The following is an 18,068-nucleotide window of genomic DNA, read 5'->3' on the forward strand; positions in this document are numbered from 1 at the left end:
TCGTATGTCTTATGAAAAAGTGACACAGGCTTCTGAAATTATCGTAGGTACTAAGCAAACAATCAAAGCTTTACAGAACGGCGAAGTCAAAGAACTGGTCGTTGCGGAAGACGCAGATTTTCGAGTAACGAGCAAAGTATTGCAGATTGCCGAAGAGAAGCACGTACCGATCGTAAAGGTTGATTCCATGAAAAAGCTTGGAAAAGCATGCGGTATAGATGTCGGGGCCGCAACTGTTGCGATAAAAGGATAAAATTCATGTTTTTGCGATGGGCATCAATATCGCTCCTCTCGCAAAAACTTTCTTTTGTCCTAAAATGAACCACCTGGCTCGGTGGTATTACGAAAAAAGAGAGGAGGAAATACAAAATGCCTACAATTAACCAATTAGTTCGCAAAGGTCGTGTTTCTAAATCAAAGAAATCTGACTCTCCTGCGTTAAACAAAGGTTACAACAGCTTCAAAAAGTCCCAAACTAACGTTTCATCTCCGCAAAAGCGTGGAGTTTGTACACGTGTTGGTACTATGACTCCAAAGAAGCCGAACTCGGCGCTTCGTAAGTATGCGCGTGTTCGTCTAACTAACGGAATCGAAGTTACAGCTTACATTCCTGGTATTGGCCACAACCTTCAAGAGCACAGTGTTGTTCTTATCCGTGGAGGACGTGTAAAAGACTTACCGGGGGTACGTTACCACATCGTTCGTGGTGCTCTTGATACGGCTGGTGTTAACAACCGTATGCAAGGTCGTTCTAAATACGGAACGAAGCGTCCAAAGGAAGCTAAGAAGTAATATTTTTAAAATAAACTAAACAACTATCAGAAAGGAGGGGACCACATGCCACGTAAAGGACCTGTTGCTCGTCGTGATGTGTTACCTGATCCAATTTACAAGTCTAAGCTTGTAACTCGTCTAATCAATAAAATTATGATTGACGGTAAGAGAGGGGTAGCTCAAACAATCTTGTACAATGCGTTCGAACTTATTAAAGAACGTACGAACCAAGATCCTATGGAAGTGTTTGAACAAGCTCTTAAAAATATCATGCCAGTTCTTGAAGTTCGTGCTCGCCGTGTTGGTGGAGCTAACTACCAAGTACCAGTTGAAGTTCGCCCAGAGCGTCGTACAACACTAGGACTTCGTTACCTAACGAACTACTCTCGTCTACGCGGAGAAAAGACAATGGAAGAACGTCTTGCGTATGAGATCATGGATGCTGCTAATAACACTGGTGCTTCAGTTAAGAAGCGCGAAGATATGCACAAAATGGCAGAAGCAAACAAAGCGTTTGCTCACTACCGCTGGTAAAATCATAGAGACAGTTTTCGGACTGTCTCTAAAACACTATAAAAATTCCTTTTAAAAAGGGAAGGAGAGAAATTCATGGCTAGAGAATTCTCCTTAAAAAATACTCGTAATATCGGTATCATGGCTCACATCGATGCTGGTAAAACAACGACTACTGAACGTGTTCTTTACTATACTGGCCGTATCCACAAAATTGGTGAAACTCATGAAGGAGCTTCACAAATGGACTGGATGGAGCAGGAACAAGAGCGTGGAATCACGATTACTTCCGCTGCTACAACTGCTCAATGGAAAGGTCACCGTGTCAACATCATTGATACACCAGGACACGTAGACTTTACAGTTGAAGTAGAACGTTCATTACGTGTATTAGACGGAGCGGTTGCATTACTTGATGCTCAATCAGGTGTTGAACCACAAACAGAAACAGTTTGGCGTCAAGCGACTACTTACGGGGTACCTCGTGTAGTATTCGTAAACAAAATGGACAAGATCGGTGCGGATTTCTTATACTCCGTTAAAACGATTCATGACCGCCTTGGTGCTAACGCTCACCCGATCCAATTACCGATCGGTGCGGAAGACCAATTTGAAGCAATCATCGACTTAGTTGAAATGAACGCTGTATTCTACGGAAACGACCTTGGTACTGATATCGAAGTTCGTGAAATTCCTGAAGAGCACATGCCGTTGGCTGAAGAATACCGTAACAAGTTAATTGAAGCGGTAGCTGAGCTAGATGAAGAAATGATGATGAAGTACTTAGAAGGCGAAGAAATTACGAAGGAAGAGCTTAAAGCAGGTATCCGTCAAGGAACTTGTAACGTTGAGTTCTACCCAGTAATGTGTGGTTCGGCATTTAAGAACAAAGGTGTTCAGCTTATGCTTGACGCAGTTCTTGATTACCTTCCATCGCCGGTTGATGTACCAGCTATTAAAGGTATTCTTCCAGACTCAGAAGATGAAGTAACTCGTGAATCAAGCGACGAAGCACCATTCTCTGCGCTTGCATTTAAAGTTATGACTGACCCTTATGTTGGTAAGTTAACATTCTTCCGTGTGTACTCAGGTACACTTAACTCTGGATCATACGTACAGAACTCTACTAAAGGAAAGCGCGAGCGTGTTGGACGTATCCTTCAAATGCACGCAAACTCCCGTGAAGAGATCTCTATCGTATACGCTGGAGATATCGCAGCTGCTGTAGGTCTTAAAGACACTACAACTGGTGATACGCTTTGTGATGAAAAGAATCTTGTTATCTTAGAATCCATGGTATTCCCAGAGCCAGTTATCTCACTATCTATCGAGCCGAAGTCTAAAGCAGACCAAGACAAGATGGGTATGGCGCTTGCTAAGCTAGCTGAAGAAGATCCAACATTCCGTACTGAAACAAACGAAGAAACTGGACAAACGATCATCGCAGGTATGGGTGAGCTTCACCTTGACATCCTAGTTGACCGTATGCGCCGTGAATTCAAGGTAGAAGCTAACGTGGGTGCTCCTCAGGTTGCTTACCGTGAAACAATTCGCCAAGCTGCTAAAGTTGAAGGTAAATTCGTTCGTCAGTCTGGTGGTCGTGGACAATATGGTCACGTATGGGTTGAATTCGAGCCAGGTGAAGAAGGATCTGGATTTGTATTTGAAAACAAAATCGTTGGTGGGGCAGTTCCTCGTGAATATATCCCTGCTGTTCAAGCTGGTATTGAAGAATCAATGAAAAACGGTATGCTTGCTGGTTTCCCATTACTTGACCTTAAAGCTCGTATCGTTGATGGTTCTTACCATGATGTTGACTCCAACGAGATGGCGTTTAAGATTGCCGGTTCAATGGCACTTAAGAACGCAAAAGCTAAGTGTGACCCTGCAATTCTAGAGCCGATTATGAAAGTTGAAGTAACGGTTCCTGAAGAGTACATGGGTGATATCATGGGTGACGTAACTTCCCGTCGTGGACGTGTTGAAGGTATGGAAGCTCGTGGTAACGCACAAATCGTTAAAGCGATGGTTCCACTTGCTGAGATGTTCGGTTATGCAACTAGCTTGCGTTCTCGTACACAAGGCCGCGGTACTTACTCAATGCACTTCGATCACTACGAAGAAGTACCTAAGTCAATCTCTGAAGAAATCATCAAAAAATCAACTGGAGCTTAATCTCTTCAGTTGTAAGAAACAACATTTTCATGTAATCTAAAATGGGCAGTACAAACTGTTCGTTTTAAATAAAAAATCTACTATATGTAAACATATTTAAGGAGGAATCTTTCTCATGGGTAAAGAGAAATTTGATCGTTCCAAAACGCATGCTAACATTGGTACTATCGGTCACGTTGACCATGGTAAAACAACTTTAACAGCTGCTATCACTACTGTTCTTGCTAAGAAAAACGGTAAGGGTGTAGCAATGGCTTATGACCAAATCGACGGTGCTCCAGAAGAGCGCGAACGTGGAATCACAATCTCAACTGCACACGTTGAGTATGAAACTGATTCTCGTCACTATGCACACGTAGACTGCCCAGGACATGCTGACTATGTTAAGAACATGATCACTGGTGCAGCACAAATGGATGGTGGGATCCTAGTAGTATCTGCTGCTGACGGCCCAATGCCACAAACTCGTGAGCACATCCTTCTTTCTCGTCAAGTAGGTGTACCTTACCTTGTTGTATTCATGAACAAGTGTGACATGGTAGACGACGAAGAACTTCTTGAGCTAGTAGAAATGGAAGTTCGTGACCTTCTTTCTGAGTATGACTTCCCAGGAGATGATATTCCTGTAATCAAAGGTTCTGCTCTTAAAGCTCTTGAAGGAGACGCTGATTGGGAAGCTAAAATCTACGAGCTTATGGACGCTGTAGATTCTTATATCCCAACTCCTCCACGTGACACTGAAAAGCCATTCATGATGCCAGTTGAGGATGTATTCTCAATCACTGGTCGTGGTACAGTTGCTACTGGACGTGTTGAGCGTGGTGTAGTAAAAGTTGGTGACGTAGTTGAGATCCTTGGTCTTACTGAAGAGCCAAAATCAACAACTGTAACAGGTGTTGAAATGTTCCGTAAGCTTCTTGACTATGCTGAAGCTGGTGACAACATTGGTGCACTTCTTCGTGGGGTTTCTCGTGAAGATGTTGAGCGTGGACAAGTTCTTGCTAAGCCAGGTACTGTTAAAGCTCACACTAAGTTCAAATCAGAAGTTTATGTTCTTTCAAAAGAAGAGGGTGGACGTCACACTCCATTCTTCTCTAACTACCGTCCTCAGTTCTACTTCCGTACAACTGACGTAACTGGTATCATCCAACTTCCTGAAGGCGTAGAAATGGTTATGCCTGGAGATAACGTTGAGATGACTGTAGAACTAATCGCTCCAATCGCTATCGAAGAAGGAACTAAGTTCTCTATTCGTGAAGGTGGACGTACAGTTGGTGCAGGCGTAGTTGCAACAATCACTGAGTAATCTCATTACTCTTTTATAAAAAAAGCACTCTCCTTTTGGAGGGTGTTTTTTTATGTTAAATGATGTGATCTCACACTTCAGGTGAAAACTGATTGGTTACAGGTGGTGAACTCGCTATAATAGGTGGTCAAAACCTATATTGAGGTGAAAAAACATCATTTACAGGTGAAAACTTTATGATTACCGGTGAACGTGTAATAAATATAAAAACACGTATCGTAAAATCCCCAATAGATAACCCTCTCCACCTAGTAAACAAAAACACACGAAATTAACAACACACCAACCATTCAAAGATCTATCTTCTCCAATCATTTAAACCCATTTAAACATGTTTCTTCTATATATAGAAGAAACACATTCGAATATGCAAAAGAAGAAAAAGGAAGTTGAAATCTGCTGATAAAGTCTCTATAATAGAAAAAGTGCGATTAGCAATAAATAAATGCAAATAACACTTGCATTGGGCGTTGCTTTTCTCTATAATAAGTAATGTTGGTCATTCACTGCGATGATCCGGAAGGTTGCTGACACACTAGGCCCCTTTGCCATGGCTGGTGATATCAGGTTGAATTTCCGCGGAGCAATGTCTGTTTATCAAAATAGGCGAATAAAGGAGGGAAAAAAATGGCAAAGCAAAAGATTCGTATCCGTTTAAAGGCGTATGATCACAGAATTCTTGATCAATCAGCTGAAAAAATCGTAGAAACTGCTAAGCGTTCAGGAGCAAAGGTATCTGGTCCTATCCCACTACCTACTGAGAAAGCGATCTACACGATCCTTCGTGCGGTTCATAAGTACAAGGACTCTCGTGAGCAGTTCGAAATGCGTACTCATAAGCGCTTGATCGATATTATCGAGCCAACACCACAAACAGTTGATTCGTTAATGCGTTTGGATCTACCGTCTGGTGTAGACATCGAAATTAAACTATAATTTCACGTTTGCTTATAAATATTTTACTTATTAATAGGAGGTGTGACGAATGACCAAAGGAATCTTAGGTAGAAAAATTGGTATGACTCAAGTTTTCGCAGAAAACGGAGATCTAATTCCAGTTACTGTAGTAGAAGTAACTCCTAACGTTGTTCTTCAAAAGAAATCCGTTGAGAATGATGGCTACGAAGCTATCCAACTTGGATTTGATGATAAAAAAGACTCTCGTTCTAACAAGCCACAAGCAGGACATGCTGCTAAAGCTAGCACGAGCCCTAAGCGCTACGTTAAAGAATTCCGTAATGTTGATGTTGCGGGATACGAAGTTGGTCAGGAAGTCAAAGCTGACATTTTTGCAGAAGGTGACGCTGTAGACGTTACTGGTACATCTAAAGGAAAAGGATTCCAAGGTGTTATCAAGCGTCACGGGCAATCACGCGGGCCAATGAGCCACGGTTCCCGTTACCACCGTCGTCCTGGTTCAATGGGTGCAGTTGACCCTAACCGTGTTTTCAAAGGGAAAGCATTACCTGGACGTACTGGCGGAGATACAGTAACTGTACAAAACTTAGAAGTTGTAAGAGTTGATGCAGAACGTAATCTTCTACTAATCAAAGGTAACGTACCTGGAGCGAAAAAGAGCTACGTTACAATTAACTCTGCTGTTAAAGCAAAGGATGCTAAATAAGGAAGGAGGACAATCTGATGCCAAAAGTAGCATTATTTAAACAAGATGGTACTCAAGCTGGCGATATCGAATTAAACGATTCCGTTTTCGGTATTGAACCAAATAAAAGCGTGCTTTTCGACGCGGTTATTATGCAGCAAGCATCACAGCGCCAAGGAACGCACGATGTAAAGAACCGTTCTGAAGTTGCTGGTGGTGGACGCAAGCCTTGGAAACAGAAAGGTACTGGACGTGCTCGTCAAGGATCTATCCGTTCTCCACAATGGGTTGGCGGTGGAGTGGTTTTCGGACCAACACCAAGAAGCTATTCTTACAAATTACCTAAGAAGGTTCGTCGCTTAGCTATTAAATCAGCGCTATCTTCTAAGGTTCTAGATAACGACTTAATCGTTTTAGAAGGACTTGCATTCGAAGCTCCTAAAACAAAGGAAATGATGCAAGTACTTGCAAATCTATCCGCAGATCGTAAAGCATTAGTTGTAACTGCTGATTACAATGACGCTGTTGCATTGTCTGCACGTAACATCCCTGGCGTAACAGTTGTTACAGCTAACGGCGTTAGTGTTCTTGACGTGTTAAACCACGACAAGCTTCTTATGACTAAAGACGCTGTGGAAAAAGTAGGGGAGGTGCTCGCATAATGGAAGCTCGTGATGTGATTAAGCGCCCCGTTATTACAGAGCGTTCTACTGAAATAATGGCTGACAAAAAATACACGTTCGAAGTTAACCCTCGTGCTACTAAGACTCAAATCAAAGGCGCACTAGAAGAAATCTTTGGCGTGAAAATTCAATCTGTTAACACTGCTAACTACAAAGGTAAGTTTAAACGTGTAGGCCGTCATACTGGTTACACTTCTAAACGTAAAAAAGCTGTAGTTACATTAACTCCAGAAAGCAAAGAACTCGACTTTTTTGAAGGAGTTTAAAAAGAACTCGTAAAGGAGGGAAATTACAATGGGTATCAAAAAGTTTAAACCGACAACTAACGGTCGTCGTAACATGTCTCAGCTTGACTTTGCTGAAATTACAACTGACCAACCAGAAAAATCCTTGCTTGCTCCTCTTAGCAAAAAAGCTGGGCGTAACAACCAAGGTAAACTAACTGTTCGTCACCAAGGTGGAGGACACAAGCGTAAGTATCGTATCATCGATTTCAAACGTAACAAAGACGGAATACCAGGTCGCGTTGCTACAATCGAGTACGATCCAAACCGTACGGCTAACATCGCGCTAATCCACTATGCAGATGGTGAGAAGCGTTATATCTTAGCTCCAAAAGGAATTAAAGTAGGGCAAGAAATCATGTCCGGTACTGAAGCTGATATTAAAGTAGGTAACTCACTTCCATTAGCTAACATTCCTGTAGGTTCTACAATTCACAACATCGAACTTAAGCCTGGTAAAGGTGGACAATTGGCTCGTTCAGCTGGTGCTGAAGCTCAACTTCTTGGTAAAGAAGAAAAGTATGCGCTAGTTCGTCTAGGTTCTGGTGAAGTTCGTATGATCCTTCTTACTTGCCGCGCAACAATCGGTCAAGTTGGAAACTTAGAGCATGAACTTGTAAACGTTGGTAAAGCAGGTCGTTCTCGTTGGAAGGGTATCCGCCCAACAGTTCGTGGTTCTGTAATGAACCCTAACGATCACCCACACGGTGGTGGTGAAGGACGCGCTCCAATCGGACGTAAATCACCAATGTCTCCATGGGGTAAACCAACTCTTGGATATAAAACTCGTAAGAAAAATAGCCAAACTGACAAGTACATTGTACGTCGTCGCAAAAAATAATGTGATTGTACTACGGTTCAATCGAGCCGTAGCGCAAACACAAAGGGAGGTTCTCAAATGGGTCGCAGTTTGAAAAAAGGGCCTTTTGTAGATGACCACTTGATGAAAAAGGTCGAGGCACTTAATGAATCTAACGACAAGAAAGTAGTTAAAACTTGGTCTCGTCGTTCTACGATTTTCCCTGACTTCATCGGTCACACAATCGCTGTTTATGATGGTCGTAAGCACGTGCCGGTTTATTGTACAGAAGATATGGTCGGTCACAAGTTAGGTGAGTTTGCACCTACTCGTACTTACAAAGGCCATGCAGCTGATGATAAGAAAACAAGACGTTAATTGAGGGGAGGTACACAAAATGGAAGCAAAAGCAATTGCTAAACAAGTGCGTATTGCTCCTCGTAAAGCTCGCATCGTAATCGACTTGATTCGAGGCAAGCAAGTAGGTGAGGCACTTGCGATTCTACGTTTGACGCCTAAAGCAGCTTCTCCTGTAATTGAAAAGGTGCTTAAGTCTGCTATCGCAAACGCAGAACACAACTATGAAATGGAACCGAACAACTTGGTGATTAAGCAAGCGTTCGTTGATGAAGGTATTACTCTTAAGCGTTTCCGTCCTCGTGCGATGGGTCGCGCAAGCCGTATCAACAAACGTACTAGCCACATCACAATCGTTGTTTCTGAAAAGAAGGAGGGTTAAGACGTGGGTCAAAAAGTAAATCCAATAGGTCTACGTATTGGCGTCATCCGTGACTGGGATTCAAAATGGTACGCTGAAAAGGATTACGCTAATCTTTTACATGAAGACCTTAAGATCCGTTCTTATATTGAAAAGCGTTTAAAAGACGCTGCTGTATCAGGTGTTGAAATCGAACGTGCAGCTAACCGTGTGAATATCACAATCAAAACTGCTAAACCAGGAATGGTTATCGGTAAAGGTGGATCTGAAGTTGAAGCACTTCGTAAAGCCCTTAACGACATCACTGGTAAAAGAGTTCACGTAAACATCTTTGAAATCAAACAAGCTGACGTTGATGCTAAGCTAGTTGCTGAAAACATCGCTCGTCAACTTGAAAACCGTGTATCTTTCCGTCGTGCTATGAAGCAGGCGATCCAACGTGCAATGCGTATGGGTGCGAAAGGTATCAAAACACAAGTGTCAGGCCGTCTTGGCGGAGCTGATATCGCTCGTGCTGAACATTATAGTGAAGGTACAGTTCCTCTTCACACACTTCGTGCAGACATCGATTACGGTACTGCTGAAGCAGACACAACTTACGGTAAGCTTGGAGTTAAAATCTGGATTTATCGTGGTGAGGTCCTTCCAACAAGAGGAACGAAAAAAGAGGAAGGAGGCAAATAATTATGTTATTGCCAAAACGTGTTAAATATCGTCGTGAACACCGCGGTAAAATGCGTGGGAACGCAAAAGGCGGTACTGAAGTTCATTTCGGAGAATTCGGTTTGCAAGCTCTTGAAGCTAGCTGGATTACTAACCGTCAGATCGAAGCAGCTCGTATTGCGATGACTCGTTATATGAAGCGTGGCGGTAAAGTTTGGATTAAAATTTTCCCGTCTAAGCCTTACACTGCAAAGCCTCTAGAAGTCCGAATGGGATCTGGTAAAGGTGCTCCTGAAGGATGGGTAGCTGTAGTTAAGCCAGGAAAAGTTATGTTTGAAATCGCAGGTGTCTCTGAAGAAGTGGCACGCGAAGCGTTGCGTCTTGCAGCACACAAACTTCCTGTAAAATGTAAGTTTGTTAAACGCGAAGAAGTGGGTGGTGACACAAATGAAGGCTAATGATATTCGTAACCTGACCACTGCAGAAGTTGAACAAAAAGCAAAAGCACTTAAAGAAGAGCTTTTTAACCTTCGTTTCCAACTAGCGACAGGTCAACTTGAAAACCCGGCCCGCATTCGTGAAGTTCGTAAAGCAATTGCCCGTGCAAAAACGGTTTTACGTGAAAGAGAGCTTGGGATTACTAACGGTTAAATCTTGAGAGGAGGTTCGCACAATGAGTGAACGTAACCAGCGCAAGGTGTACACTGGTCGTGTTGTTTCTGACAAGATGGACAAAACGATTACAGTGCTTGTAGAAACTTACAAGACTCACACTTTATATAACAAGCGCGTTAAATACTCTAAAAAGTTAAAAGCGCATGATGAAAACAACACTGCTAAAATTGGCGATATCGTAAAGGTTATGGAAACGCGTCCGCTTTCTAAAGACAAGCGATTCCGTCTAGTTGAAGTAGTACAAGAAGCAGTAATTATTTAATAAATTGTTCGGATTATACTCATATCCGAAAGGAGGTCCATTCGCATGATTCAACAAGAATCCCGTTTAAGAGTAGCTGATAACTCCGGTGCGAAAGAGTTACTTTGCATTAAAGTTCTTGGTGGTTCTGGTCGTAAGTACGCTAACGTTGGTGACATTATCGTTTGTTCGGTTAAGTCCGCAACACCAGGTGGCGTTGTTAAGAAAGGTGACGTTGTTAAAGCGGTAGTGGTACGTTCTAAGCGTGGTATGCGCCGTAACGACGGATCTTACATCCGCTTTGATGAGAACGCGGCTGTAATCGTTAAGGATGATAAAGGTCCTCGAGGAACTCGTATCTTCGGACCAGTAGCACGTGAACTTCGTGACAAGCAATTTATGAAAATCGTATCTCTTGCTCCAGAAGTTCTTTAATATATTTACTAGCAAGGCGTTTATTGTCTTGTAAGGAGGTGCAACATCACAATGCCATTGCATGTGAAAAAAGGCGATAAAGTACAAGTTATTTCCGGCAAGGATAAAGGTAAACAAGGTGTGATCCTTGAAGCTTATCCGAAGCTAAACAGAGTGCTTGTTGAAGGCGTGAACGTTGTTAAGAAACACGCAAAACCTTCTCAAGCTAATCCACAAGGTGGAATCCTTAGCCAAGAAGCACCAATTCATGCTTCTAACGTAATGCCTCTTGACCCTAAAACTGGTGCTCCTACTCGTGTAGGCTACAATGTAGTTGATGGGAAAAAAGTTCGTGTGGCCAAAAAATCTGGTGAAACCCTAGATAAATAAGTCTCAGAGTGAAAGGAGGACACATAATGAACCGTCTACAAGAGCGATATAAAGCAGAGATCTTACCATCTCTAATGGAAAAGTTTAATTACACTTCAGTAATGCAAGCACCAAAGATTGAAAAAATCGTTATCAACATGGGTGTTGGTGAAGCAGTATCCAACTCTAAAGTGTTAGATACAGCAGTAGAGGAACTTACAGCAATCGCTGGTCAAAAGCCTGTGATCACGCGTGCTAAGAAATCTATCGCTGGATTCAAACTTCGTGAAGGTATGCCGATCGGATCAAAAGTTACACTTCGCGGAGAGCGCATGTATGACTTCCTTGATAAGTTAATCAGCGTTTCCCTTCCACGTGTACGTGACTTCCGCGGGGTTTCCAAGAAGTCTTTCGACGGCCGCGGTAACTACACGCTTGGAGTTAAAGAGCAATTGATCTTCCCAGAGATCGACTATGATAAAGTAAACAAAGTTCGCGGAATGGACATCGTTATCGTAACGACTGCGAACACTGACGAAGAAGCACGTGAGCTTCTTACACAAGTCGGAATGCCATTCCAAAAATAACCTTTAGCCAAAGGAGGTTTACCCGTGGCAAAGAAATCCATGATTGCTAAGCAACAACGCAAGCAAAAGTTCGGAGTGCAAGAATATACGCGCTGTGAACGTTGCGGGCGTCCTCATTCAGTAATCCGCAAGTTCAAACTGTGCCGTATTTGTTTCAGAGAACTTGCTTACAAAGGTCAAATTCCTGGCGTTAAAAAAGCCAGCTGGTAATACCCTGAAAAAAGGGAAGGAGGTAACTAGTAATGGTTATGACAGATCCAATTGCAGATATGCTTACTCGTATCCGCAACGCAAACACTGTTCGTCACGATAAATTGGAGCTTCCTGCTTCTAATATGAAAAAAGAAATCGCAGAAATCCTAAAGCGTGAAGGTTTTGTTCGCGATGTGGAATATGTAGAGGATAGCAAACAAGGAATGATTCGTATCTTCCTTAAGTACGGTTCTAACAATGAGCGTGTAATCTCAGGTCTTAAGCGTATCTCTAAGCCTGGTCTACGTGTTTATGCAAAATCAACTGATCTTCCACGTGTACTTGGAGGACTTGGTATTGCGATCGTATCTACTTCTAAAGGCATTATGACTGATAAAGAAGCTCGCCAATCACAAATGGGTGGCGAAGTACTAGCGTACGTTTGGTAATAAATAGCGAATGGAGGTGTCAACATGTCTCGCGTAGGTAACAAACCGATTGAAGTTCCAGGTGGCGTTACGATCGATGTTGCAACTGACAACACGGTTTCTGTAAAAGGCCCTAAAGGTGAACTTTCTCGCAAATTCAATGCTGACATTAAGATTAATGTTCAAGATAACGAAATTACTGTGGAACGCCCGAGCGACCACAAAGAGCACCGTGCATTGCATGGTACAACTCGCAGCGTACTAAACAACATGGTTATCGGTGTAACTAACGGTTATGAAAGAGCTCTAGAAATTATCGGGGTTGGATATCGTGCTTCCAAAGCTGGTAACAAGCTTGTACTTAACGTAGGTTACTCTCATCCTGTTGAAATCGTTCCTGAGCAAGGGATCGACATCGAAGTACCTTCTAACACGAAGGTAATCGTTAAGGGTATTGACAAGCAACGTGTTGGTGAAGTTGCTGCAAACATCCGTTCAGTTCGTTCACCTGAACCTTACAAAGGTAAAGGTATTCGTTACGAAGGTGAATTCGTTCGCCGTAAAGAAGGTAAAACTGGTAAATAAAGCCGTTAGGTAGCGGAAAGGAGTGCAAAGGATGATCACGAAAGCAGATAAGAATGTCGCTCGTAAGAAAAGACATGCTCGTGTTCGCCGCGTTGTAAGCGGAACAGCACAACGTCCTCGTTTGAACGTATTCCGTTCTACAAAGCACATCTATGCTCAATTGATCGATGATCAAGCAGGTGTAACAATTGTATCTGCATCTTCCCTTGATAAAGGTGTAAGTGTAGAAAACGGTGGAAACGTAGATGCTGCTAAAGCGATTGGTCAAGAAATCGCTAAGCGCGCAGTTGAAAAAGGAATCAAATCGGTAGTATTTGACCGAGGCGGATATTTATATCACGGACGTATTAAAGCATTAGCAGACGCAGCTCGTGAAGCTGGGTTAGAATTTTAATCGAAGGAGGGAACCTGATGCGTATCGACCCTAACAAACTTGAACTTGAAGAACGCGTCGTTACCGTTAACCGTGTAGCTAAGGTAGTAAAAGGTGGACGTCGTTTCCGCTTTGCTGCAGTAGTTGTAGTTGGTGACAAAAACGGTCACGTTGGATTCGGTACTGGTAAAGCCCAAGAGGTACCAGAAGCGATCCGTAAGGCGATTGAAGATGCTAAGAAGAACTTAGTAACTGTACCGATCGTAAAAACAACAATTCCTCACCAAGTAATTGGACGCTTTGGAGCAGGTAACGTACTTCTTAAGCCTGCATCTGAAGGTACTGGGGTAATTGCTGGTGGACCTGTACGTGCAGTATTGGAGCTTGCTGGTGTAGGTGACATCCTTTCTAAGTCACTTGGATCTAACAACCCAATCAACATGGTTCGTGCAACTATCGAAGGTTTGAAAAATTTAAAGCGTGCTGAAGACGTTGCGAAACTTCGCGGTAAATCAGTACAAGAGCTTTTAGGTTAAGGAGGGAACTTTAGATGGCTAAGAAATTAGAAATCACCCTCACTCGTAGTGTTATCGGCCGTCCTGAAAACCAACGTATCGTTGTTAAGACACTTGGTTTGCGCAAAATGCACCAGACGGTTGTACACGAAGATAACGCGGCTATCCGCGGTATGGTTAACAAGGTGTCTCACCTTTTAACAGTGAAAGAATTAGAAGCTTAATAGTATAAATAAATCATGAGGAGGTGCTCAGATGAAACTTCATGAGTTGAAGCCATCAGAAGGATCCCGTAAAGTTCGCAACCGTTTAGGTCGCGGTATCGGATCAGGCAATGGTAAAACAAGTGGTCGTGGTCATAAAGGTCAGAACTCTCGTTCAGGCGGTGGTGTTAGACCTGGATTCGAAGGTGGACAAAATCCACTAGCACGTCGTTTACCGAAACGCGGATTCACAAACCCTACTCGTAAAGAGTATGCAGTTGTAAATCTTGAGAAGCTAGTTCGTTTTGAAGAGGGCACAGTAGTTACTCCGGAACTTCTTATCGAAACAGGAGTAGTTAGCAGTCTTAAAAACGGAATCAAAGTTCTAGGAAATGGCAAGTTAGAAGCTAAGCTTACAGTTAAGGCGCACAAATTCTCTGTTTCTGCTAAAGAAGCAATTGAAGCAGCGGGCGGAACTACTGAGGTGATCTAATGTTCCAGACAATCTCCAACATTATGCGTGTGGGTGATCTGAGAAACAAGATATTGTTTACACTTGCTATGCTGGTAGTGTTCCGTCTAGGAACATTTATCCCAGTACCAGGCGTAAATCGCGATGTACTGAAATTCAGTACAGGCGACAGTGCTAACATTTTTGGTTTTTTGAATACGTTTGGCGGTGGAGCTTTACAGAACTTCTCCATTTTCGCTATGGGTATCATGCCGTATATTACAGCATCGATCATCGTGCAGCTTCTGCAGATGGACGTTGTTCCTAAATTTACGGAGTGGAGTAAGCAAGGTGAAGTTGGGCGTAAGAAATTAGCTCAGTTCACTCGTTATGGAACTATTGTTCTTGGTTTTATCCAGGCAATCGGTATGTCTATCGGTTTTAACAATCTTTTCCCAGGACTTATTCAAAACCCTAGTATGTCTACGTATCTTTTTATCGCGTTAGTTTTAACTGCAGGTACTGCATTCTTAATGTGGTTAGGTGAGCAGATTACCCTTAAGGGGATTGGAAACGGAATTTCAGTTCTGATTTTTGCGGGGATTGCCGCAGCTATTCCTACAGCAGTTAACCAGCTTTTCACAACGCAATTTGAAGGTGGTAACGATCAGTTATTCATGCATATTGTAACGATTGTACTGCTTGCTCTTGCGATTATACTCATTATTATGGGTGTTATCTTTATTCAACAAGGTGTTCGGAAAATCCCGATTCAGTATGCAAAGCGAGTCGTTGGAACAAAGCCTGTTGGCGGCCAGTCAACTCATCTTCCGATTAAAGTTAATGCAGCAGGTGTTATCCCGGTTATCTTCGCGATTTCCTTGATCATCACGCCAAGAACTGTTGCCGGCTTCTTCGGACAGAATGATGTTACGACTTGGATTATCAACACGTTTGACTACACGAAACCAGTCGGAATGATTATATATGCGCTCCTTATTATTGGATTCTCGTATTTCTATACGTTCATCCAAGTTAATCCGGAGCAAATGGCGGAAAACTTAAAGAAGCAGGGTGGATACATTCCTGGCATTCGTCCAGGAGCTAACACTCAAACTTATATAACAAGAATTCTGTATCGATTAACATTTGTTGGATCTCTATTCCTGGCTGCAATTGCAGTCCTGCCAGTTGTCTTTACAGCAATTCCAGGTTTGAACCTTCCGCCAGCCATTCAAATTGGTGGAACAAGCTTGCTGATTGTTGTAGGTGTGGCACTAGACACCATGAAGCAAATTGAGAGTCAGCTGATCAAGCGACACTACAAAGGCTTCATAAAATAAGAGCACGGGAAGATTCATCTTCCCACACGCTCTTAAAAAAAGACGATTGTGATTTATGGAGGGATTAGATGTATCTAGTCTTAATGGGATTGCCCGGAGCAGGTAAGGGTACTCAAGCAGAAAGAATTGTTGAGAAATACGGAATACCTCATATCTCTACTGGAGATATGTTCCGAGCAGCAATTAAAGAGGAGACTCCTCTTGGACTTGAGGCAAAATCGTACATGGATGCGGGTAACCTCGTTCCTGACGAAGTTACAATCGGTATCGTACGTGACCGACTTTCTAAAAAGGACTGCGAAAAAGGATTTTTACTTGATGGATTCCCTCGGACAGTTGCCCAAGCGGAAGCATTAGAAGAAATCACAAAAGAGCTAGGAAGAACGATTGATTATGTGTTAAACATTTCAGTAGATTCTGATCAGCTTATGCAGCGATTAACAGGTCGTCGGATTTGCCAAACATGCGGAAGCACGTATCATGTAATATTCAACCCGCCAAAGGTTGAAGGAGTATGTGATAAAGACGGCGGTACGCTTATCCAACGTCAAGATGATAATGAAGAGACCGTTCGAAACCGTTTAAATGTAAACATGAAGCAGGCTAAACCACTGCTTGATTTTTATGGTGAAAAAGGTTACCTGAAAAACATAAATGGTGATCAGGATATCGACAAAGTCTTTCAAGACATTGACCAACTTATTGGGGGATTGGCGAAATGATAATCTGCAAAACACCGCGAGAGATTGAAATCATGCGGGAGGCAGGTCGCATTGTTGCCTTAACTCATCAAGAGTTAAAAAAACACATTAAGCCTGGCATAACTACTAAGGAACTGGATAAAATTGCTGATACGTTTATCCGCAGCCAAGGTGCAATTCCTTCATTTAAAAACTATAATGGTTTTAGTGGAAGCATCTGTGCTTCTGTAAATGAAGAACTTGTGCACGGAATACCAGGTAAACGCGTACTCAACCATGGCGACATTATCTCTATAGATATTGGGGCGAAGTACAAAGGATACCACGGTGACTCCGCTTGGACGTATGGAGTTGGCGAGATTTCAGATGAAGCTCAAAAACTTCTGGATGTAACCGAAGAGTCTTTATATAAAGGACTTGAAAAAGCAAAAGCCGGTGCCCGGTTAACTGACATTTCTCATGAGATACAAAAGTATGCTGAGAGTGAAGGGTTTTCTGTTGTTCGCGAATATGTCGGACACGGAATTGGCCAGGACTTACATGAGGACCCGCAAATTCCTCATTATGGACCGCCTGGTAAAGGGCCGGTGCTGAAAAAGGGCATGGTTCTAGCAATAGAGCCTATGATTAATGCGGGAACTCGCTATGTTCGAACATTATCCGATAACTGGACGGTTGTCACAACGGATGGCAAATGGTGTGCTCACTTTGAACACACAGTTGTCATTACGGAAGAAGGCTTTGAAATCTTAACAAAGATCTAAGTGAAGGTGATGAGATGGTAAGCGAATCTGATTCGGTACCGAGCATAGGTCAACTAGTTCGGATACTAAAAGGAAGAGACGCAGATCGGTTAGGTGTGATTGTCGGTATTCTCGATGGACGCTTCGTCCTCGTAGCAGATGGTGACAAGAGAAAGTTTGATCGAGCCAAGCGCAAGAACCTAAACCACTTAGAGCTGCTGGATTTTACTTCTCCGGAAGTTGTTAAAAGCATTCTTGAAACAGGTCGTGTAACCAATGGCAAATTGCGTTATGCAGTAGCGAAGTTTTCCGACGAGAAAGTCATTGCTCTGAAGAAGGGAGATCAAGTCGATGGCTAAAGATGATGTTATTGAGGTCGAAGGTACAGTAATTGAACCTCTTCCGAACGCCATGTTTCGTGTTGAACTAGAAAACGGACACAAAGTTCTAGCGCACGTTTCTGGAAAGATTCGTATGCACTACATTCGAATTCTTCCAGGGGATAAAGTAACCGTAGAATTGTCTCCGTATGACTTATCACGTGGTCGTATAACGTATCGTTTTAAATAATCAATGTACTCCGTGACATAAGGAGGTTATAAACAATGAAGGTAAGACCATCAGTCAAGCCAATATGTGAAAAATGTAAAGTGATTCGCCGCAGAGGCACTGTAATGGTGATCTGTGAAAATCCGAAACATAAACAAAAACAAGGTTAATATACAGGAGG

Annotated in this window: 32 protein-coding genes; all 32 read left to right on the forward strand. The window is 42.7% G+C overall.

Annotated elements, in window-relative coordinates; translation table 11 throughout:
- Window positions 1-4: 4 nt before the first annotated feature.
- Entirely contained in the window at window positions 5-253 is a 249-nt protein-coding gene (locus ACNJYY_RS00680; protein ID WP_066237983.1) for a 50S ribosomal protein L7ae-like protein, read from the forward strand.
- Between the two features lie 116 nt (window positions 254-369).
- Window positions 370-792 (forward strand): 30S ribosomal protein S12, encoded by a 423-nt coding sequence (gene rpsL / locus ACNJYY_RS00685; protein ID WP_066390653.1) that lies wholly within the window; start codon window positions 370-372, stop codon window positions 790-792.
- A 45-nt stretch (window positions 793-837) separates the two neighbouring features.
- Window positions 838-1,308, forward strand: a complete 471-nt coding sequence (rpsG, locus tag ACNJYY_RS00690) for a 30S ribosomal protein S7 (RefSeq protein WP_197134190.1) — start codon at window positions 838-840, stop codon at window positions 1,306-1,308.
- Between the two features lie 75 nt (window positions 1,309-1,383).
- Complete coding sequence (gene fusA, locus ACNJYY_RS00695; RefSeq protein WP_191755316.1) at window positions 1,384-3,462, forward strand: elongation factor G; 2,079 nt, start codon at window positions 1,384-1,386, stop codon at window positions 3,460-3,462.
- A gap of 115 nt (window positions 3,463-3,577) precedes the next feature.
- The gene (tuf, locus tag ACNJYY_RS00700; RefSeq protein WP_066390665.1) at window positions 3,578-4,768 is read left to right on the forward strand and encodes an elongation factor Tu; all 1,191 of its coding nucleotides are present in this window, start codon (window positions 3,578-3,580) and stop codon (window positions 4,766-4,768) included.
- A gap of 627 nt (window positions 4,769-5,395) precedes the next feature.
- A complete protein-coding gene (gene rpsJ / locus ACNJYY_RS00705) occupies window positions 5,396-5,704 on the forward strand; it encodes a 30S ribosomal protein S10 (protein WP_053356198.1) in 309 nt (102 codons plus the stop codon).
- 49 nt (window positions 5,705-5,753) lie between these two features.
- On the forward strand, window positions 5,754-6,392 hold the full coding sequence (gene rplC, locus ACNJYY_RS00710) for a 50S ribosomal protein L3 (RefSeq protein WP_066390667.1): 639 nt from the start codon (window positions 5,754-5,756) through the stop codon (window positions 6,390-6,392).
- 17 nt (window positions 6,393-6,409) lie between these two features.
- Window positions 6,410-7,033, forward strand: a complete 624-nt coding sequence (gene rplD, locus ACNJYY_RS00715) for a 50S ribosomal protein L4 (RefSeq protein WP_066390669.1) — start codon at window positions 6,410-6,412, stop codon at window positions 7,031-7,033.
- The gene (rplW, locus tag ACNJYY_RS00720; protein ID WP_066390671.1) at window positions 7,033-7,320 is read left to right on the forward strand and encodes a 50S ribosomal protein L23; all 288 of its coding nucleotides are present in this window, start codon (window positions 7,033-7,035) and stop codon (window positions 7,318-7,320) included. The genes rplD and rplW overlap by 1 nt, the downstream gene beginning before the upstream one ends.
- Before the next feature lie 28 nt (window positions 7,321-7,348).
- Entirely contained in the window at window positions 7,349-8,179 is an 831-nt protein-coding gene (gene rplB / locus ACNJYY_RS00725) for a 50S ribosomal protein L2 (RefSeq protein ID WP_066390675.1), read from the forward strand.
- A 57-nt stretch (window positions 8,180-8,236) separates the two neighbouring features.
- On the forward strand, window positions 8,237-8,515 hold the full coding sequence (gene rpsS / locus ACNJYY_RS00730; protein WP_066237951.1) for a 30S ribosomal protein S19: 279 nt from the start codon (window positions 8,237-8,239) through the stop codon (window positions 8,513-8,515).
- 19 nt (window positions 8,516-8,534) lie between these two features.
- Window positions 8,535-8,876: a 50S ribosomal protein L22 gene (rplV, locus tag ACNJYY_RS00735; RefSeq protein ID WP_066237948.1), complete on the forward strand. Its 342-nt coding sequence runs from the start codon at window positions 8,535-8,537 to the stop codon at window positions 8,874-8,876.
- A 3-nt stretch (window positions 8,877-8,879) separates the two neighbouring features.
- Complete coding sequence (gene rpsC, locus ACNJYY_RS00740) at window positions 8,880-9,539, forward strand: 30S ribosomal protein S3 (RefSeq protein WP_066237945.1); 660 nt, start codon at window positions 8,880-8,882, stop codon at window positions 9,537-9,539.
- 2 nt (window positions 9,540-9,541) lie between these two features.
- The gene (rplP, locus tag ACNJYY_RS00745) at window positions 9,542-9,976 is read left to right on the forward strand and encodes a 50S ribosomal protein L16 (RefSeq protein ID WP_066237943.1); all 435 of its coding nucleotides are present in this window, start codon (window positions 9,542-9,544) and stop codon (window positions 9,974-9,976) included.
- Window positions 9,966-10,169: a 50S ribosomal protein L29 gene (gene rpmC / locus ACNJYY_RS00750; RefSeq protein ID WP_066237940.1), complete on the forward strand. Its 204-nt coding sequence runs from the start codon at window positions 9,966-9,968 to the stop codon at window positions 10,167-10,169. The genes rplP and rpmC overlap by 11 nt, the downstream gene beginning before the upstream one ends.
- Before the next feature lie 22 nt (window positions 10,170-10,191).
- Window positions 10,192-10,455: a 30S ribosomal protein S17 gene (gene rpsQ, locus ACNJYY_RS00755; RefSeq protein ID WP_066390676.1), complete on the forward strand. Its 264-nt coding sequence runs from the start codon at window positions 10,192-10,194 to the stop codon at window positions 10,453-10,455.
- Window positions 10,456-10,500: 45 nt separating this feature from the next.
- Complete coding sequence (rplN, locus tag ACNJYY_RS00760; protein WP_066237936.1) at window positions 10,501-10,869, forward strand: 50S ribosomal protein L14; 369 nt, start codon at window positions 10,501-10,503, stop codon at window positions 10,867-10,869.
- A gap of 57 nt (window positions 10,870-10,926) precedes the next feature.
- Complete coding sequence (rplX, locus tag ACNJYY_RS00765; protein WP_066294477.1) at window positions 10,927-11,238, forward strand: 50S ribosomal protein L24; 312 nt, start codon at window positions 10,927-10,929, stop codon at window positions 11,236-11,238.
- Window positions 11,239-11,264: 26 nt separating this feature from the next.
- Window positions 11,265-11,804: a 50S ribosomal protein L5 gene (gene rplE, locus ACNJYY_RS00770; protein WP_066390678.1), complete on the forward strand. Its 540-nt coding sequence runs from the start codon at window positions 11,265-11,267 to the stop codon at window positions 11,802-11,804.
- 24 nt (window positions 11,805-11,828) lie between these two features.
- Window positions 11,829-12,014, forward strand: coding sequence for a 30S ribosomal protein S14 (rpsN, locus tag ACNJYY_RS00775; protein WP_066390681.1), 186 nt, complete (start codon window positions 11,829-11,831; stop codon window positions 12,012-12,014).
- Window positions 12,015-12,046: 32 nt separating this feature from the next.
- The gene (gene rpsH / locus ACNJYY_RS00780; protein WP_066390683.1) at window positions 12,047-12,445 is read left to right on the forward strand and encodes a 30S ribosomal protein S8; all 399 of its coding nucleotides are present in this window, start codon (window positions 12,047-12,049) and stop codon (window positions 12,443-12,445) included.
- Window positions 12,446-12,469: 24 nt separating this feature from the next.
- A complete protein-coding gene (gene rplF, locus ACNJYY_RS00785) occupies window positions 12,470-13,009 on the forward strand; it encodes a 50S ribosomal protein L6 (protein ID WP_066390685.1) in 540 nt (179 codons plus the stop codon).
- A 31-nt stretch (window positions 13,010-13,040) separates the two neighbouring features.
- Window positions 13,041-13,403: a 50S ribosomal protein L18 gene (gene rplR, locus ACNJYY_RS00790; RefSeq protein WP_066237916.1), complete on the forward strand. Its 363-nt coding sequence runs from the start codon at window positions 13,041-13,043 to the stop codon at window positions 13,401-13,403.
- A 14-nt stretch (window positions 13,404-13,417) separates the two neighbouring features.
- Entirely contained in the window at window positions 13,418-13,918 is a 501-nt protein-coding gene (gene rpsE, locus ACNJYY_RS00795) for a 30S ribosomal protein S5 (RefSeq protein ID WP_066237913.1), read from the forward strand.
- Between the two features lie 14 nt (window positions 13,919-13,932).
- A complete protein-coding gene (gene rpmD, locus ACNJYY_RS00800) occupies window positions 13,933-14,121 on the forward strand; it encodes a 50S ribosomal protein L30 (protein ID WP_066237910.1) in 189 nt (62 codons plus the stop codon).
- 31 nt (window positions 14,122-14,152) lie between these two features.
- Entirely contained in the window at window positions 14,153-14,593 is a 441-nt protein-coding gene (gene rplO, locus ACNJYY_RS00805; protein ID WP_197134184.1) for a 50S ribosomal protein L15, read from the forward strand.
- On the forward strand, window positions 14,593-15,894 hold the full coding sequence (gene secY, locus ACNJYY_RS00810) for a preprotein translocase subunit SecY (RefSeq protein ID WP_416730180.1): 1,302 nt from the start codon (window positions 14,593-14,595) through the stop codon (window positions 15,892-15,894). Before rplO ends, secY begins: the two co-directional genes overlap by 1 nt.
- A 68-nt stretch (window positions 15,895-15,962) precedes the next feature.
- The gene (locus ACNJYY_RS00815) at window positions 15,963-16,616 is read left to right on the forward strand and encodes an adenylate kinase (protein ID WP_416730181.1); all 654 of its coding nucleotides are present in this window, start codon (window positions 15,963-15,965) and stop codon (window positions 16,614-16,616) included.
- Window positions 16,613-17,359 (forward strand): type I methionyl aminopeptidase, encoded by a 747-nt coding sequence (map, locus tag ACNJYY_RS00820; RefSeq protein WP_066390693.1) that lies wholly within the window; start codon window positions 16,613-16,615, stop codon window positions 17,357-17,359. The genes ACNJYY_RS00815 and map overlap by 4 nt, the downstream gene beginning before the upstream one ends.
- Window positions 17,360-17,373: 14 nt before the next feature.
- Window positions 17,374-17,697, forward strand: coding sequence for a KOW domain-containing RNA-binding protein (locus ACNJYY_RS00825; protein WP_137792243.1), 324 nt, complete (start codon window positions 17,374-17,376; stop codon window positions 17,695-17,697).
- Entirely contained in the window at window positions 17,690-17,908 is a 219-nt protein-coding gene (infA, locus tag ACNJYY_RS00830; RefSeq protein ID WP_066237890.1) for a translation initiation factor IF-1, read from the forward strand. Before ACNJYY_RS00825 ends, infA begins: the two co-directional genes overlap by 8 nt.
- A gap of 35 nt (window positions 17,909-17,943) precedes the next feature.
- Complete coding sequence (gene rpmJ / locus ACNJYY_RS00835; protein ID WP_007203526.1) at window positions 17,944-18,057, forward strand: 50S ribosomal protein L36; 114 nt, start codon at window positions 17,944-17,946, stop codon at window positions 18,055-18,057.
- The last annotated feature ends 11 nt before the right edge of the window (window positions 18,058-18,068 follow it).

This window comes from Fictibacillus tiangongensis, from assembly GCF_048083785.1.
Classification (GTDB): Bacteria; Bacillota; Bacilli; order Bacillales; family Fictibacillaceae; genus Fictibacillus.